The sequence below is a fragment of the Microbacterium xerophyticum genome, from assembly GCF_053543555.1.
This window is the reverse complement of sequence record NZ_JBLVOB010000006.1, coordinates 709,145-725,750: the sequence shown is the minus strand read 5'-3', so window position 1 is coordinate 725,750 and position 16,606 is coordinate 709,145. Positions and strand designations below refer to the sequence as shown.

The window sequence follows — 16,606 nt, the reverse complement described above, 5'->3', positions numbered from 1 at the left end:
ATCCGGGGGCCCTTCTGCCGCTCGGCAGGGAAGTGGTTCAGGCGTGCGTGCGGATGCGGGCGACTCCGGTGAGCGGGTCGATGGGCCGTCGATGGATGCCGTCGGCATCGGCGACCGGATACCCTTCGCGCACCCAGTACTCGAATCCGCCGATCAGTTCTCGTACGGTGAAGCCGAGCTTCGCGAACTCCAGGGCACCCTTGGCTCCTGCGTTGCAGCCAGGGCTCCAGCAGTACACGATCACTTCGCTGCCGGACGCGATCTCCGCCGGCGCCCGCGTCGCGATCTCGCTGTAGTGCATGTGCACGGCCTCAGGGATGCGTCCCTGCGCCCACGCCTCGTCGGAGCGGACGTCGATGACCACGACATCGTCAGAGGCCTTCAGACGGGCGTACAGGTCGCTCGCGTCGGTCTCGTACGCGAGCTTGGCGGCGAAGTAGTCAGCACGATCGATCATGGTTTCAGCCTATTGCGCTGCTGCGACCCGCCACCGCCCCGGCCCGGACGCCGTACGTAGGATTTCCGCCATACTTCAGCGGTACCCTTCGGACGCGTCCTCAGTCGTCTGCGACCGCCGCGATCGCTTCGATCTCGACGAGCTGCTGATCGTATCCGAGCACAGTGACGCCGAGGAGCGTGCTGGGCACGTCGTGATCGCCGAAAGCAGCGTGGACCACGTCCCATGCATCGACCAGATCCTGCTGTGCGGACGAGGCCACCAGCACGCGCGTGCTGATGACGTCGGTCAGCGACGCGCCTGCCGCACGGAGCGCCTCGGTCAAGGTCTCGACGCAACGAGACGCCTGACCGGCATAGTCGTCCGGGAACGCCGTCGATCCGTCGTCGTTGAGCGGGCATGCACCGGCGAGGAAGATCAGCCGTGACTGCGATGGAGCTGTCGCCGCGTAGGAATATGGGGCATCGACGAGCGTGGAAGAGCGGATGAGACGAACGACGGAGGACATCCTTCGAGCGTAACGAAGAAGGGCCCCGACCGTGCTCCGAAGAGCGACGGCCGGGGCCCAGTGGGCGGCGTCGTTACTCGCCGTCCTCCGACTTCTTCTCGGGCGTTCCGACCTCGCCGTGCGCCGAGCCCTTCTTGGGCTTCTTCACCGGGTCGGTGGCGATCACCGAGCTGGGGGTGTTGGCGGTCTCGTCGATGTGCGTCTCGGCCGGAGCGGTCAGGGGAGCGTCAGGGACACCTGCGCGCTCGTGGGCTCCCTGGATCTCTTCGGCCTCTGCCTCGTCCATGTGGGCCGTGACGTGGCTCTGGTGCGCGTCCGCCGCGGCGACCTCGGCCTGCGTGAGCGGGGCGAGACGGTCCTCGAAGAACCAGCGCGAGATGGACGAGCGCAGGTTCTCCGTCCACGGGATGCGTCCCTTGTCGTTCGGGCGCACGACGAGCGGCTCGTAGCCGTCGACATCGATGAGCTTCCAGCGGTCGTAGGTGTCGACCGGCTGGTGCACCTCGATGTACTCGCCTCCGGGAAGGCGGACGATGCGACCGGACTCGTAACCGTGCAGCACGATCTCACGGTCCTTCTTCTGCAGCGCGATGCAGATGCGCTTCGTGATGAAGTAGCCGAGGATCGGGCCGAGGAACAGCAGCGCCTGCAGCGCGTGGATCACGCCTTCCATCGTGAGCATGAAGTGCGTCGCGATGAGGTCGGAGGATGCTGCAGCCCACAGGACCGCGTAGAAGATGACGCCGGCGGCGCCGATCGCGGTGCGCGTGGCGGCGTTGCGGGGACGCTGTGCGAGGTGGTGCTCCCGCTTGTCTCCGGTGATCCACGCCTCGAGGAACGGGTAGATCGCGACGGCGACGATGAACAGTCCGAGCACCAGCACCGGAACGATGATTCCGAACGACCAGGTGTGACCGAGGAGGACGAGGTCCCAGTTCGACGGCGCGAGGCGCAGGGCCCCGTCCGCGAATCCGATGTACCAGTCCGGCTGGGTACCCGCCGAGACGGGGGAGGGGTCGTATGGTCCGTACGCCCAGATCGGGTTGATCTGGACGAATGTCGCTATCAGCACGATCGAGCCGAAGACGATGAACAGGTAGCCGCCCATCTTCGACATGTACACCGGCATCATCGGGTAGCCGACGACGTTGTCGTTCGTGCGGCCGGGGCCGGCGAACTGGGTGTGCTTGTTGATGACCATCAGCATCAAGTGCACGACGATCAGGGCGATGACCAGCATCGGCAGCAGCAGGATGTGCAACGAGTACAGGCGACCCACGATGTCGGTGCCGGGGAACTCGCCGCCGAAGATCAGGAAGGACGTCCAGGTGCCGATGAGGGGGAGGCCCTTGACCATGCCGTCGATGATGCGCAGGCCGTTGCCCGAGAGCAGGTCGTCAGGCAGCGAGTAGCCGGTGAAGCCCTCGGCGAGAGCCAGGATGAACAGCACGAAGCCGATCACCCAGTTCAGCTCACGCGGCTTGCGGAACGCGCCGGTGAAGAACACGCGCAGCATGTGGATGCCGATGCCGGCGACGAACACGAGAGCCGCCCAGTGGTGGATCTGGCGAACCAGCAGGCCACCGCGCAGATCGAAGGAGATGTGCAGCGTCGATTCGAGCGCTGCCGACATCTCGATGCCGCGCATGGGGGCGTACGCACCCGTGTAGTGGGTCTCGACCATCGACGCCTGGAAGAAGAACGTCAGGAACGAGCCCGAGATGAAGACGACGACGAAGCTCCACAGCGCGATCTCGCCGAGCATGAACGACCAGTGGTCGGGGAAGATCTTGCGACCCAGCTCCTTGACGAAGCCCGAGAGGCTGGTCCGCTCGTCGATGTAGTTCGCCGCTCCACCGACGAAGCGGCCGCCGAGAGGCGCCTTGTTGTCCTTGTCCTCTTTGGACAGCGTTGCGGTGCTCAATGGCGCTCCCAGAAGCTCGGGCCGACAGGCTCGGTGAAGTCGCTGCGTGCGACGAGGTAGCCCTCATCGTCGACCGTGATCGGCAGCTGCGGCAGTGGACGGGCAGCCGGTCCGAAGATGACCTTCGCGTGATCGGTGACGTCGAACTGCGACTGGTGACACGGGCACAGCAGGTGGTGCGTCTGCTGCTCGTACAGCGCGACAGGGCAGCCCACGTGCGTGCAGACCTTGGAGTACGCGACGATTCCGTCGTACGACCAGTCCTTGCGGTCCTCGGCCTCGACGAGCTGCTCAGGACGAAGGCGCATCATCAGCACGATCGCCTTGGCCTTCTCCTCGAGGTAGCCGTCGTGGTGGCTGAGCTCGGCGAGATCCTCGGGGATCACGTGGAAGGCCGAGCCGAGGGTGACGTCAGCAGCACGGATGGGTGTGCCGTCGGGGTCGCGGACCAGACGCTGTCCCTCCGCCCACATCGTGTGCTTGAGCAGCACGACCGGGTCGCCGGCCGTGGGGTCGTCCGGGGTGCTGTGCGGTGCGAGACCGCGGAAGAGAGCGACACCGGGGATGATCGACGCGACCACGGCTGCGAACAGCGAGTTGCGGATCATGGTGCGGCGTCCGAAGCCGGACTCCTCGTTGGCGTCGGCGAACGCCTGGACGGCCGCCTCGCGCGTCGAGTCCTTGCCCCGGGTGGGGTGGCGGTGCTCGACGAACTCCTTGTCGGACATCAGCGCCTTGGACCAGTGGATGGCCCCGATGCCGAGGGAGAGCAGCGCCAGTGCGATGCCGAGTCCGATGAAGAGGTTGTTGTAACGGATCGAGACCATCGAGCCGTCTTCGATCGGGAACAGCATGTACGCGGCGACGGCCCAGATGCTGCCGGCGAGCGACAGGTAGAACAGTGTGTAGACCGTGCGGACCGCGCGCTTCTCAGCCTTGGGGTCCTTGTCGGTCATCCGCTCACGGTGTGGCGGCAGCCCCGGGTTCTGCACGGGATCGCTGACTGCGACACCCAGCCCCGGTGAGGGCTGGTAGGCCCGGTCAAGGGCCTTCGAGTCGTCGTCGTGTGCCATGGTGCTCCTCGTACGTTCCTCTTCGATGAATAAGCGTCAGTTGGACTTCGCCGTGATCCACACGGTGATGGCGACGAGGCCACCGATACCGAAGATCCAGACGAACAGGCCCTCCGAGACGGGGCCAAGGTTGCCGAGCGTGAAGCCGCCGACCGAAACCGACTCCTGCTGGAAGAGCAGCGCGGAGATGATGTCGCGCTTGTCCTCGTCGGACAGGTTCATGTCTCCGAACACCGGCATGTTCTGCGGGCCGGTGACCATCGCCGCGTAGATGTGCAGCGCGCTGGTCGAGGTCAGTGCCGGGGCGTACTTGCCCTCGGTGAGAGCACCGCCGGCCGCCGACACGTTGTGGCACATGGCGCAGTTGACACGGAACAGCTCGGCTCCGTGTGCGACATCGCCTTCGCCGTCGAGGATCTCATCGTCGGGGAACGTCGGGCCGGGCGCCTCGGACTGCACGTAGGCGGCCATCGCGTCGATCTGCGGCTGCGTGAACTGCGGGCTCTTCTGAGGAGCCTGCGGTCCCTGCATCTGCAGCGGCATGCGGCCGGTCGCCAGCTGGAACTCGACGGACAGTTCGCCGACGCCGTACAGGCTCGGACCGTTGTCGGTTCCCTGCAGGTCGAGACCGTGGCAGGTGGCGCAGTTCGCCTGGAACAGCTTCTCGCCGTCCTCGATGCTGAGCTCGGTGCTCGCGCTCGTCTGAGTGTCGGTGGCGGCGATGGCCGCTGACGCTCCGGCGTAGATGCCTCCCGTGATGAGGAGGCCGGCACCGATCAGTGCCGCAGCCGCCAGGGGGCTACGGCGTCCGTTCGAGCGACGCTTCTTCTCTCGTGCCATTTCGCAGGTCAGCTCCGCTCTTATTTCAGGAAGTAGATGACGAAGAACAGCACGATCCAGACGACGTCGACGAAGTGCCAGTAGTAGGACACAACGATCGAGGAGGTCGCCTCCTTGTGCGTGAAGTTCTTCACTGCGAACGCGCGGCCCATGATGAGCAGGAACGCGATGAGTCCGCCGGTGACGTGGAGGGCGTGGAAGCCCGTGGTCAGGTAGAAGGCCGAGGCGTAGGAGTCCGCCTGGATCGGCATGCCCTCAGCGACGAGCTGCGCGTACTCCCAGACCTGACCGGAGACGAAGATCGCACCGAGTGCGAACGTGAGCCAGAACCACTCGATCATTCCCCAGCCGAAGAGGCGTCGACGGCCTGCGCCGTTCACCTGGCCCTTCGCGATGCGGTACGGCTGAAGGTCTTCCGCCGCGAACACGCCCATCTGGCAGGTCACGGACGAGAGCACGAGGATCGCGGTGTTGACACCCGCGAATGTCACGTTGAGCAGCTCCGTGCGGTCTGCCCAGAGCTCGGGAGACGTGCTGCGGAGGGTGAAGTAGATCGCGAACAGTCCCGCGAAGAACATCACCTCGCTGCCGAGCCACACGATGGTGCCGACAGCTACCGAATTCGGGCGCTTGATCGTTCTTGCCGCCGGGGCATAGGTCGCTGAGGTGGTCACCCCTCCATTATGGCCGATCTGCGAGCGTGATTCTTGCATCGGCAGGGCCCGATTCCCCGAACCGAGGCTTAGGGGACCCTAAGAAGTCCCTGCGAATCCTCGGTGAATTCAAGGGAAATCAAGGATGCACGTCAGCGAGGCTCTGCGCAAGGAATTTATTCGCGCCGATAGGATCGCAGACATGCTTGATTCCCCGACCTGGCCGGATGTGCTCACCACGCTCCTGGAGGGGCGCGATCTCAGCGTGTGGGAGTCCACGTGGGCCATGCGCCAGGTTATGCAGGGGAACGTCTCGGATGCCAAGCTCGCCGGCTTCCTGGTCGCTCTGCGGGCCAAGGGCGAGACGATCGATGAGATCGTCGGATTCCGCGACGCCATCCTCGAGGCCGCTGTTCCGTTGCCGGTCTCCTCCAACGTGCTCGACATCGTCGGGACCGGCGGCGATCGCGTGGGTACCGTCAACGTCTCGACGACCGCCGCGATCATCATCGGCGCGACCGGCATCCCTGTGGTCAAGCACGGCAACAGGGCTGCCAGCTCGGCGTCCGGGTCATCCGACGTGCTGGGTGCCCTGGGCCTTCAGCTCTCGCTCTCTCCCGAAGAGGTCGCGGCCGTGCTCGACCGCACCGGCATCACGTTCGCATGGGCTGCTGCCTTCCACCCCGGGTTCAAGCACGCCGGCAACGCCAGAGGAGAGCTCGGCGTGCCCACCGTGTTCAACATGCTGGGCCCGCTCTGCAACCCCGCTCGCGCGGAGGCGAACGCTGTCGGCGTCGCTCAGCTCGAGCGAGTCCCTCTGATCACGGGTGTGTTCCGCACCCGCGGGGCGACCGCGCTCGTCTTCCGCGGCGATGACGGTCTCGACGAGTTGACGACCACCGGCCACAGCCGCATCTGGGAAGTCAGCCTCGGCGACATCCACGAGCACGACCTCGATCCTCGTGATCTCGGCATCCCGACCGCAGAGCTCGCGGACCTCATCGGAGGATCGCCCGAGCACAACGCCGGCGTGCTCCGCGACACTCTCGAGGGCACGAAGGGCCCGGTGCGCGACATCGTGCTGCTGAACGCCGCAGCGGGGATCGTCGCATTCGAACTGTCCCAGGATTCGACGCAGGTGCAGCGTCCGATCCTCGATCGCCTTCGTGACGGGTACGCGCGTGCGGAGGCGGCGATCGATGACGGCAGCGCCGCTGCCAAGCTGACGGCGTGGGTCGACGCGACGCGAGAGCTCGCCTCTGCGTGAACGATCATGGATCCCGTAGACGCGCTGCTTGAGATCGCGACCCTGCTCGAGCGGGAGCGCGCCTCGCGATACCGGGCGAAGGCCTTCCGCCAGGCTGCGGCGACCCTGCAGGGGTTGTCCGACGACGTGCGCAACGATCCCACACGACTCCGTGCGGCCAAGGGCATCGGCGAGTCGACCTTCGCCGTGATCCGTCAGGCGCAGACCGGTGAGACTCCGGACTACCTGGTGGAGCTGCGCGGCGAGGTCGAACCGGAACGCGCCTCCGTACTCCGTGGGAAGCTGCGCGGCGACCTGCACGCCCACACGGACTGGTCGGACGGGACGACCTCGATCGCCACGATGGCCGCGGCCGCGCGAGCTCTCGGGCATGAATACCTGGCGATCACCGATCACTCGCCGCGGCTCAGAGTCGCCCGTGGGCTGTCCGCCGAACGGTTGCGTGAGCAGATGCCGCTCGTGCGCGGTGAATCGGCAGACGGCTTCACGATGTTCGCCGGGATCGAGGTCGACATCCTCGAAGACGGCGCCCTCGATCAGGACCCGGAACTGCTGAGTGCGCTCGACATCGTGGTCGCCTCCGTGCATTCCAAGTTGCGCATGGAACCGAGGCCGATGACCGCGCGCATGATCGCCGCGGTGAGGAGTCCTCACGTCAACGTGCTCGGGCACTGCACCGGGAGGCTGGTGCAAGGGGATCGCGGCACACGGCCGCCCTCGCAGTTCGACGCCCGCGCGGTGTTCGACGAATGTGCCGAGAACGGAGTCGCAGTAGAGATCAATGCGCGACCCGAGCGGCAGGATCCGCCGGATGAGCTGATCGCGATCGCGCTGGATGCCGGGTGCCTGTTCTCGCTCGACTCCGATGCGCATGCGCCGGGGCAGCTGTCGCTGCTCGACTACGGCGCCGAGCGTGCCGAGAAGGCCGGGGTGCCGGCCGAGCGGATCGTGACGACGTGGGGCGTGGACCGGCTGAGAGCCTGGGCCGAGTAGCTTGCTGACTCGGCCGCCGCGTCAACGGCCGAGGGCCGCGATGGCGCGGTCCATCGACGAGCCGAGATTCCACTTCTGCGCGAGCGCGATGGCGGCGTCCGCCTCTGAGGGGTCGAGTGCGCGCACCGGATCGATGGGGGGTGCGATGTCGAGCCCGCGTGCGACCTCGACCACCGTCGGCGCGACATCGAGGTAGAGGGAGGCGGCGAGGATCTTCGCGCGCAGCCCGGCGCTCATACCCTCGCCTGCTTCCGCCGCCGCGCGGATGCCGGCGAGATCGCCGTGCGTCTGCAGAAGCGTGGCCGCGGTCTTCTCCCCGACGCCTGGAACCCCGGGCAGGCCGTCGGAGGCGTCGCCCCGCATGGTCGCGAAGTCGGCGTACTGCGAGGGGAGCACGCCGTACTTCGCGACGACGCTCACCTCGGTGAGGACTTCGAGGTTGCTCATGCCTCGCGCCGTGTAGACGATGCGGATGCCGCGATCATCGTCGATCAGCTGGAACAGGTCGCGGTCGCCGGTGACGATGTCGACCGGCATGGTCGCGAGCGTGGCGAGGGTGCCGATGACGTCGTCGGCCTCATGCGCCGTGACCCCGATGATCGGGATGCCGAGGGCGGTCAGTTCTTCGCGGATCAGCGGGATCTGGGCTTCGAGCGGGTCGGGCACTTCTTCGACGTCCGGACCGGCTGGCACGATCTCGACGACTCGATGCGCCTTGTAGCTGGGGATGAGGTCGACGCGCCACTGCGGACGCCAGTCATCGTCCCAGCACGCGACGATGTGCGTCGGCTCGTACAGGGTGACGAGCTTGGCGATCATGTCGAGCAGCCCGCGCGCGGCGTTGATGGGGGAGCCGTCGGGGGCCTTCACCTTGTCCGGAACGCCGTAGAAGGCACGGAAGTAGAGGGAAGCGGTGTCCAGCAGCATCAGCCTGTCGCTCATGGGATCAGCATGTCACAGCGCCTCGACGGATCCGGCGTCAGCAGCCGGGGGAGTCGGGCGCCTGCTCGCAGGTGTGCGCCACCAGAGCCGTGTGTGCCTCGAAGATGCGGACCTCCTGCGCAGCGCCCGACGAGGTGACCTCGCCCGGGATCGGGAACCAGCCGATGCCGAAGTCGACCTCCGCCGTGTAGCGCACATCGACCGCTGCGGAGTAGGTGCCGCGCTCGGCGTAGGTGTGGCTCGTAGGGGTGGGTGTGAACTGGGCTTGTCCGAGGTCGGCCCATGATCGACCTCCCTCGGCGGTCGTCGTGGTCGTGCCGTCGCCGAATGTGAAGTCGTAGCCGACGGGGGTGAACCTCACCGCGACGGGGAACCCGAACAGCGAGTCGTTCACGGTGTGGACGGATGCTGCCGCCACGAAGTTCGTCGGCAGACCGACGACCCCGACATTGTCGGGCTCTGCGGAGATCGCGGAGCCCGCGGGAGCGAAGCGGGCGACATCGGCGATCGTGACGGCGGGGATCGCGGGGGCCGCGGCTTCCTCTGCCGGAGTCTCTTCGGCTTCTTCCTCCTGCGCACGGAAGCACTGGATGTACGAGTCCCAGTCGTTCAGACACTGCGCGAAATTGAACTCCGGAGGAGGCGCCCACCCCGGGGGAGGTGTCCAATCCGAGTCCGTACCGGGATCGGAGTCGCCTATGGGAGAGGTCCCAGGATCGCCGGGGTGACCTGGTGTGTTGTGGGTACCGTCCACGATGACCCCGTTCGGATCGACTCCCGCGATGACATCGAGCCCGCCCACGCCATCGTCGTCAGTCACGGCACCGAGCACGAGCGTGCTGGCTAGTATCGCCGTTACGAAGAGGCGCATGAATCACCCTGTTCGCGATCGGCGTGGTCGATAAGTAAGTCGCCGTCTTGGGATCTCACAAAAGTTACTTGTAAGGCATTGATGTCGGGACGATCAGCGGGGACCACGGATTGCCCGGCCTCGTCCGAGATGCCGGAGTCACTGACGTCGACGCAGACGATCGCAGTAACCTCGACGTAAGGCTCCTCTGAGTTCATTCCTTCGAACGAAGCAACGCGAGTTTCGCCCCAGAGCGTGTAATTCTCGGCCTGTAGTTGAGAGAAAGTCTTGCGGTCGGCTGCTTCAAAGTTGCCACTCGTTAAGTCGTACAGTGCTTCAAAAGTCTCGACATTGCTTGTGTCGATTTCGTTCAATGCGTTCGTATACTCCCGATAGACCTCTTCGGCCGCGGCGAATGCTTCTTCCTCCGACGCGAATGCCGCGGTCGGCGTCGGGGTCGGCTCCGGGGTCGGCGTGCAGGCGCTCAGGGCGGTTGCCACGAGTGCGAGCAGTGCCAGCATCCGGATCCGGCTCGTCTTCGATCGGGGGAGGGTCACCCGTTCACGCTAACGCGAAGCGCCCGCATCCGCCGGAGTTATCCACAGCAGCGTTCAGGACGAATCTCTGATAATCTGAAGTGTCACTCGTGGCGTGCACTCGCATGCCCGTTGATTGAAAATCCAATTCCATTCGCTTCAGGCGATCACTCATGCGTGCATGAGCGCCCGTGGCCCGAGTACCCACCCAACAAGGACAACCCACTACATGACTACCGCAACGACCGCCCCGGCCACCAAGCAGGTCGCCATCAACGACATCGGATCTGCTGAGGACTTCCTGGCCGCGGTCGAGAAGACTCTGAAGTTCTTCAACGACGGCGACATCATCGAAGGCACGATCGTCAAGATCGACCGCGATGAGGTTCTGCTCGACGTCGGTTACAAGACCGAGGGTGTCATCCCCTCCCGCGAACTCTCCATCAAGCACGACGTCGACCCCAACGAGGTCGTCAAGGTCGGCGACGAGGTCGAGGCTCTTGTTCTCCAAAAGGAGGACAAGGAAGGCCGTCTGATCCTGTCCAAGAAGCGTGCGCAGTACGAGCGCGCCTGGGGCGACGTCGAGAAGATCAAGGAAGACGACGGCGTCGTCACCGGTACGGTCATCGAGGTCGTCAAGGGTGGACTCATCGTCGACATCGGCCTGCGCGGCTTCCTGCCGGCATCGCTCATCGAGCTGCGCCGCGTCCGCGACCTGACCCCGTACCTGGGCCAGGAGATCGAGGCGAAGATCCTCGAGCTGGACAAGAACCGCAACAACGTCGTCCTCTCGCGCCGCGCTCTGCTCGAGCAGACGCAGTCCGAGTCGCGCACGACCTTCCTCAACAACCTCCACAAGGGCCAGGTCCGCAAGGGCACGGTCTCGTCGATCGTCAACTTCGGTGCGTTCGTCGACCTGGGTGGCGTTGACGGCCTCGTGCACGTCTCCGAGCTGTCCTGGAAGCACATCGAGCACGCATCCGAGGTCGTCGAGGTCGGCCAGGAGGTCACCGTCGAGATCCTCGAGGTGGACCTCGACCGCGAGCGCGTCTCCCTGTCGCTCAAGGCGACGCAGGAGGACCCGTGGCAGGTCTTCGCCCGCACCCACGCGATCGGCCAGATCGCACCGGGCAAGGTCACCAAGCTCGTTCCGTTCGGTGCGTTCGTCCGCGTCGCAGACGGCATCGAGGGCCTCGTGCACATCTCCGAGCTCTCCAGCAAGCACGTCGAGCTGGCTGAGCAGGTCGTGTCCGTCGGCGAAGAGGTCTTCGTCAAGGTCATCGACATCGACCTCGAGCGTCGTCGCATCTCGCTGTCGCTCAAGCAGGCCAACGAGTCGGTCGACCCCAACGGCACCGAGTTCGACCCGGCCCTGTACGGCATGCTCGCCGAGTACGACGAGAACGGCGAGTACAAGTACCCGGAGGGCTTCGACCCCGAGACCGGTGCGTGGAAGGAAGGCTTCGACTCCGCACGCGAGGCTTGGGAGCAGGAGTACGCTGCAGCCCAGACCCGCTGGGAGGCTCACAAGGTCGCGGTTGCCAAGGCAGCCGAGGCAGAGGCCGCTGCAGGCGACGACTTCGCCGCTGCACAGTCCTTCACGAGCGACTCCGGCGCCGGAACGCTTGCCGACGACGAGGCACTCGCGGCTCTGCGCGAGAAGCTCTCGGGCGGCAACGCGTAATAACGCCTCACACGGAACGGGTCGTCACCTTCGGGTGGCGGCCCGTTCCGCGTTAGCCCGCCGGATGCCGTGCGCGGTGTGACGGAACATTACGCCCGCTTTCGTAACATGGGTGCGCCTCCGCGACGATGGGGGTATGACATCCGCAGTCCTCGCCCCGCGCACCGGCGACGCGCCGGTCGCTCTGGGTGCGGCGAACGCCGTCCGCCTCGAGAACATCGAGCGCACGTTCCCGATGCCCGAGGGGCGACGCGAAGTGCTGCGCGGCGTCGACGTCGAACTGGCCCCCGGCGAGATCGTCGCAGTGGTCGGTCCGTCGGGCTGCGGGAAGTCGACGCTCCTGCGCCTCGTCGGAGGACTCGATTCGCCCACGAACGGACGCATCAGCCTCGACGGCACCGGCGTCACCGACACGGATGAGCGCACCGCCGTCGCCTTCCAGGAGCCCCGGCTGCTCCCATGGCGCACGCTGGCCCAGAACGTCGAGCTCGGCCTGCCCCGCGGCACACGGCGCCGCGACGGCCGTGAGCGCGTGCGGGAGCTGCTGCACCTCGTAGGTCTCGACCACGCCGCCGACCAGCATCCCCGTGAGGTGTCCGGGGGCATGGCGCAGCGCGCCTCGCTCGCCCGCGCCCTGGCGCGAAACCCGGGTGTCCTCCTGCTCGACGAACCGTTCGGTGCGCTCGACGCGCTCACGAGGCTGCGGATGCAGGACCTCCTGCTCGACATCCACGCCGCCGAACCCACCACCGTGCTCCTCGTCACCCATGACGTCGAGGAGGCCCTCTACCTCGCCGACCGCGTGCTGCTGCTGCGCTCGCTCGTCGGCGAAGCCGGCACTGGCGCGACATCCATCGCGCGCACGATAACCGTGCCCGGCATCCGCCCGCGTGACCGCGCCGATCGCGGCCTCGCGGACCTCCGCGCCGACCTTCTCGAAGGCCTCGGCGTCGACACCCACCACCGCATTTCCACCGAGGAGACCCGATGAGCACCATCACCCGCCGAATCGTCCCTGCGATCGCCATCGCCGGCACGATGATGCTCGTCGCCACCGGCTGCGTCGCCGGAGAGAACGCCGGTGCCTCTGAGTCCGACGGCTCCGCCGCGACGGGCGAGTGGTCGTCCGACACGCTCACGGTCGACTTCGCGACGTACAACCCACTGAGCCTCGTCATCAAGGACCAGGGCATCCTCGAGGACATCGTGGGCGACGACGTGGCCGTCGAGTGGGTGCAGTCCGCCGGATCCAACAAGGCCAACGAACTGCTGCGCTCCGGCTCGGTCGACGTCGGATCGACCGCCGGATCGGCCGCGCTGCTCGCCCGCGCGAACGGGTCGCCCATCCAGGTCATCGACATCTATTCGCAGCCGGAGTGGTCTGCCATCGTCACCGGTCCGGACAGCGACATCACCTCGCTGGAAGACCTCGCCGGCGCCTCCATCGCCGCGACGAAGGGCACCGACCCCTACTTCTTCCTGCTGCAGGCACTCGAAGAGGGCGGTCTCTCGCTCGACGACGTCGAGGTGCAGAACCTGCAGCACGCCGACGGTCGCGCGGCGCTCGACGGCGGCTCCGTCGACGCGTGGGCGGGCCTCGACCCGATCATGGCCGCAGCCGAGGTCGAGTCCGGTGACCAGCTCATCTACCGCAACGTCGACTTCAACACGTACGGGTTCCTCAACGCCACCGAGGACTTCATCGACAACCACGCCGACCTCGCACAGGCGGTCGTCGACGCCTATGAGCAGGCACGCGAGTGGGCCCTCGAGAACCCGGAGGAGACCGCTGCGCTGCTCGCGGAGGTCGCCGGCATCGACATCGAGGTCGCGACGACCGTGATCGAAGAGCGCTCCAACCTCGACGTGAGCGGCATCCCCGGCGATGCGCAGATCGAGGTGCTCGAGAAGATCGCTCCCGTGCTCGTCGACTCCGGCGATGTGCAGGGCGGCCAGGAGTCCGTCGACAAGGCGCTCGAGACGATCATCAACGCCACGTTCGCCGAGAAGGCGGCCAAGGGCGAATGACGGATATCGCCGACGCAACCGCACTCGAGGGCGCCAGGTGTGCTCTCGAGCTGCCCGGCGCCTCTGGGGGCCGGAGACCGGATGCCGGAACCCGAGGCATCTGGGATCGCACCGGCGCCCGCGTGGCCGCCGGGCTGATCCTGCCCGTCGTCATCCTCGTGGCATGGCAGTTCGCCACCACGAGCGGGCTGGTGCCGCCGTACCGTCTTCCCACACCGGCATCCGTCTTCACCGCAGGCGTCGAGCTCGCCGAGGCCGGCCAGCTGTGGACGCACATCGCGATCTCGGTGCAGCGTGTGCTGCTCGGCTTCGCGATCGGCTCTGTGATCGGCCTCGCCTTCGCCGGCTTCGTCGGGCTGTCCCGGCTCGGTGATGTGCTTCTCAGCCCGACCCTCGCGGCACTCCGCGCCGTGCCGTCGCTCGCCTGGGTGCCGCTGCTCATCCTGTGGCTGCAGATCGGCGAGGAATCGAAGGTCACGCTGATCGCGATCGGCGCGTTCTTCCCGGTGTACACGACGGTCGCCTCGGCGCTTCGGCACGTAGACCCCCAGCTGGTCGAGGCAGGGCGCTCGTTCAGCCTGCGCGGGTGGTCGTTGTTCCGCACGGTGCAGCTGCCGGCCGTGGTGCCATCGGTGGTCTCCGGCCTGCGCCTCGCACTGGCACAGGCATGGCTGTTCCTCGTCGCTGCCGAGCTCATCGCCTCGTCGATGGGGCTCGGATTCCTGCTCACCGACTCGCAGAACAGTGGCCGTGTCGATCGCATCCTGCTGTCGATCGTGTTGCTCGCGCTGCTCGGAACGATCACGAACGGGATTCTCGCTCTGGTCGAGAAGTACCTGCTCAAGAAATGGGCCTGAGGGTGAGCGAAGCACGACTGCTGGAGACCCGCGAATACGCGCCTCCGGCCGCGTTCACCGCGCAGGCGAACGTCACAGCTGAGACCTACGTCGAGGCGGATGCCGACCCCACCGCTTTCTGGGAGCGAGCTGCCGCGCGGCTCGACTGGGCCGAACCGTGGCACACCGCTCATGAGTGGGAGCCGCCCACAGACGGGGCGATCCCCGCGGCACGGTGGTTCCTCGGCGGAAAACTGAACGTCGCGTACAACTGCGTCGACCGCCACGTCGACGCCGGCCGCGGCGACAAGGTCGCGTTGCACTTCGAAGGCGAGCCGGGGGACCGGGCCGAAGTGACGTACGCAGATCTGCAGCGGCGCGTCTCGCAGGCCGCCAACGCCCTGCTCGCCCTCGGCATCGAACCGGGCGATCGCGTGGTGATCTACCTTCCGGTGCTCGTCGAGACGATCGTCATCACACTCGCCTGTGCGCGCATCGGCGCCGTGCACTCGCTCGTGTTCGGCGGCTTCTCCGCCGAGGCCGTGCGGTTCCGGCTCGAGGACACCGGAGCGAAGCTGCTCGTCACCAGCGACGGGCAGTTCCGCAGGGGCGTCGCGACCGAGGTGAAGACGACAGCGGATGCCGCGGCCGTCGACCTGGCCGACCTCGAGCACGTTCTCGTGCTGCGCCGCACCGGCCAGGACGTGCCATGGACCGAGGGTCGCGACCTCTGGTGGCACGACGTGGTCGACACCGCGCCGACGACGCACGACGCGCAGCCCTTCGACGCCGAGCATCCGCTCTTCATCATCTACACCTCAGGCACCACGGGGAAGCCGAAGGGCCTCGTCCACACGTCCGGCGGCTACCTGACGCACACGAGCTGGGCGCACTGGGCGCATTTCGACGCCAAGGCGGACGACGTGCACTGGTGCACCGCCGACCTGGCATGGGTCACCGCGCACACCTACGAGATCTACGGACCGCTCTCCAACGGACTCACCCAGGTGATCTACGAGGGCACACCCGACTCCCCGAACAGGGAGCGGCACCTCGAGATCATCGAACGCTATGGCGTGACGGTCTACTACACCGCACCGACGCTGATCCGCACGTTCATGACCTGGTTCGGTGCCGAGCTGCCCAGAGGGCACGACCTGTCCAGCCTGCGTCTGCTCGGAACGGTTGGCGAGGCGATCAACCCGGAGGCGTGGATCTGGTTCCGTCGCAACTTCGGCCGCGACGAGCTGCCGGTCGTCGACACGTGGTGGCAGTCCGAGACCGGGGCCGCGATGATCGCCCCGCTTCCCGGCGTCACGACCCTCAAGCCCGGATCCGCGACCGTGCCGCTGCCGGGCATCGACGCGACCGTCGTCGACGAGCACGGTCACGAGGTCGCACCAGGAAGCTCCGGAACGCTCGTCGTGCGCCGCCCCTGGCCAGGCATGGCACGAACCGTCTGGGGCGACCCGCAGCGCTACCGCGACGCGTACTGGGCGGCGTTCGCCGGTCACGGAGACTTCGGCGGCTACTACGTCGCGGGCGACGGCGCGACGAAGGACGCCGATGGTCACATCTGGCTCCTCGGCCGCCTCGACGACGTCGTGAACGTCTCCGGCCATCGCCTCTCCACGATCGAGATCGAGTCCGCCCTCGTCGCGCACGAGAGCGTGGGGGAGGCCGGTACCGCCGGCGTCTCCGATCCGGTGACCGGTCAGGCGGTGGTCGCCTTCGTGACGCCGTCCGGCGCGGCAGCGGTCACGGCATCCGCCCTGCGCGATCAGGTCGCGATCGCGATCGGGCCGGTCGCCAAGCCGAAGCACATCGTCGTCGTTCCCGACCTGCCCAAGACGCGCTCCGGGAAGATCATGCGCCGGCTGCTCGCGCAGCTGTGGGAGGCTGAACAGGATCGACGCGCGGGCCGGGAGCCGAAGGCGCTCGGAGACACGACATCACTGCAGAACCCGTGGGCCGTCGACGGCATCGCCGACGTGCTGGCCGCGGCCTAACCGAGG

The 16,606-nt window shown here is 66.8% G+C and carries 16 protein-coding genes; 7 read left to right on the top strand and 9 right to left on the bottom strand.

Annotated elements, in window-relative coordinates; translation table 11 throughout:
* Nucleotides 1-37: 37 nt before the first annotated feature.
* The 6 genes from ACNPNP_RS10195 to ctaE form a co-directional block, all read right to left on the bottom strand.
* Nucleotides 38-457, bottom strand: coding sequence for a rhodanese-like domain-containing protein (locus ACNPNP_RS10195; protein WP_448965909.1), 420 nt, complete (start codon nt 455-457; stop codon nt 38-40).
* 100 nt (nt 458-557) lie between these two features.
* Entirely contained in the window at nt 558-965 is a 408-nt protein-coding gene (locus ACNPNP_RS10190; RefSeq protein WP_448965908.1) for a RidA family protein, read from the bottom strand.
* A 73-nt stretch (nt 966-1,038) separates the two neighbouring features.
* Nucleotides 1,039-2,889: a cytochrome bc1 complex cytochrome b subunit gene (gene qcrB / locus ACNPNP_RS10185; RefSeq protein WP_448965907.1), complete on the bottom strand. Its 1,851-nt coding sequence runs from the start codon at nt 2,887-2,889 to the stop codon at nt 1,039-1,041.
* Nucleotides 2,886-3,962, bottom strand: a complete 1,077-nt coding sequence (gene qcrA, locus ACNPNP_RS10180) for a cytochrome bc1 complex Rieske iron-sulfur subunit (RefSeq protein WP_448965906.1) — start codon at nt 3,960-3,962, stop codon at nt 2,886-2,888. Before qcrA ends, qcrB begins: the two co-directional genes overlap by 4 nt.
* 36 nt (nt 3,963-3,998) lie before the next feature.
* Entirely contained in the window at nt 3,999-4,802 is an 804-nt protein-coding gene (gene qcrC / locus ACNPNP_RS10175) for a cytochrome bc1 complex diheme cytochrome c subunit (RefSeq protein ID WP_448965905.1), read from the bottom strand.
* A 20-nt stretch (nt 4,803-4,822) separates the two neighbouring features.
* The gene (ctaE, locus tag ACNPNP_RS10170; protein WP_448965904.1) at nt 4,823-5,515 is read right to left on the bottom strand and encodes an aa3-type cytochrome oxidase subunit III; all 693 of its coding nucleotides are present in this window, start codon (nt 5,513-5,515) and stop codon (nt 4,823-4,825) included.
* A gap of 142 nt (nt 5,516-5,657) precedes the next feature.
* On the opposite strand from ctaE, the gene trpD reads away from it, so the two are divergent.
* Nucleotides 5,658-6,722, top strand: coding sequence for an anthranilate phosphoribosyltransferase (gene trpD, locus ACNPNP_RS10165; RefSeq protein ID WP_448965903.1), 1,065 nt, complete (start codon nt 5,658-5,660; stop codon nt 6,720-6,722).
* Between the two features lie 6 nt (nt 6,723-6,728).
* Nucleotides 6,729-7,715 (top strand): PHP domain-containing protein, encoded by a 987-nt coding sequence (locus ACNPNP_RS10160; RefSeq protein ID WP_448965902.1) that lies wholly within the window; start codon nt 6,729-6,731, stop codon nt 7,713-7,715.
* Nucleotides 7,716-7,736: 21 nt separating this feature from the next.
* Here the strand turns inward: ACNPNP_RS10160 and ACNPNP_RS10155 are convergent, their stop codons facing one another.
* From ACNPNP_RS10155 to ACNPNP_RS10145, 3 genes are read right to left on the bottom strand one after another with little or no spacing between them, the layout of a single operon-like run.
* Nucleotides 7,737-8,657 carry a 5'-3' exonuclease gene (locus ACNPNP_RS10155; protein ID WP_448965901.1) on the bottom strand — a complete coding sequence of 307 codons (921 nt, stop codon included), beginning with the start codon at nt 8,655-8,657 and terminating at the stop codon, nt 7,737-7,739.
* 37 nt (nt 8,658-8,694) lie between these two features.
* A complete protein-coding gene (locus tag ACNPNP_RS10150; protein WP_448965900.1) occupies nt 8,695-9,528 on the bottom strand; it encodes a hypothetical protein in 834 nt (277 codons plus the stop codon).
* Nucleotides 9,513-10,064, bottom strand: a complete 552-nt coding sequence (locus tag ACNPNP_RS10145; protein ID WP_448965899.1) for a hypothetical protein — start codon at nt 10,062-10,064, stop codon at nt 9,513-9,515. Before ACNPNP_RS10145 ends, ACNPNP_RS10150 begins: the two co-directional genes overlap by 16 nt.
* A gap of 208 nt (nt 10,065-10,272) precedes the next feature.
* On the opposite strand from ACNPNP_RS10145, the gene rpsA reads away from it, so the two are divergent.
* The 5 genes from rpsA (at nt 10,273) to acs (ending at nt 16,600) form a co-directional block, all read left to right on the top strand.
* Nucleotides 10,273-11,727 (top strand): 30S ribosomal protein S1, encoded by a 1,455-nt coding sequence (rpsA, locus tag ACNPNP_RS10140; protein WP_448965898.1) that lies wholly within the window; start codon nt 10,273-10,275, stop codon nt 11,725-11,727.
* Between the two features lie 136 nt (nt 11,728-11,863).
* Nucleotides 11,864-12,718 (top strand): ABC transporter ATP-binding protein, encoded by an 855-nt coding sequence (locus tag ACNPNP_RS10135; RefSeq protein ID WP_448965897.1) that lies wholly within the window; start codon nt 11,864-11,866, stop codon nt 12,716-12,718.
* Nucleotides 12,715-13,755 (top strand): aliphatic sulfonate ABC transporter substrate-binding protein, encoded by a 1,041-nt coding sequence (locus tag ACNPNP_RS10130; RefSeq protein ID WP_448965896.1) that lies wholly within the window; start codon nt 12,715-12,717, stop codon nt 13,753-13,755. The genes ACNPNP_RS10135 and ACNPNP_RS10130 overlap by 4 nt, the downstream gene beginning before the upstream one ends.
* Complete coding sequence (locus ACNPNP_RS10125) at nt 13,752-14,612, top strand: ABC transporter permease (RefSeq protein WP_448965895.1); 861 nt, start codon at nt 13,752-13,754, stop codon at nt 14,610-14,612. The genes ACNPNP_RS10130 and ACNPNP_RS10125 overlap by 4 nt, the downstream gene beginning before the upstream one ends.
* Nucleotides 14,603-16,600 (top strand): acetate--CoA ligase, encoded by a 1,998-nt coding sequence (acs, locus tag ACNPNP_RS10120; protein ID WP_448965894.1) that lies wholly within the window; start codon nt 14,603-14,605, stop codon nt 16,598-16,600. The genes ACNPNP_RS10125 and acs overlap by 10 nt, the downstream gene beginning before the upstream one ends.
* Nucleotides 16,601-16,606: the final 6 nt, after the last annotated feature.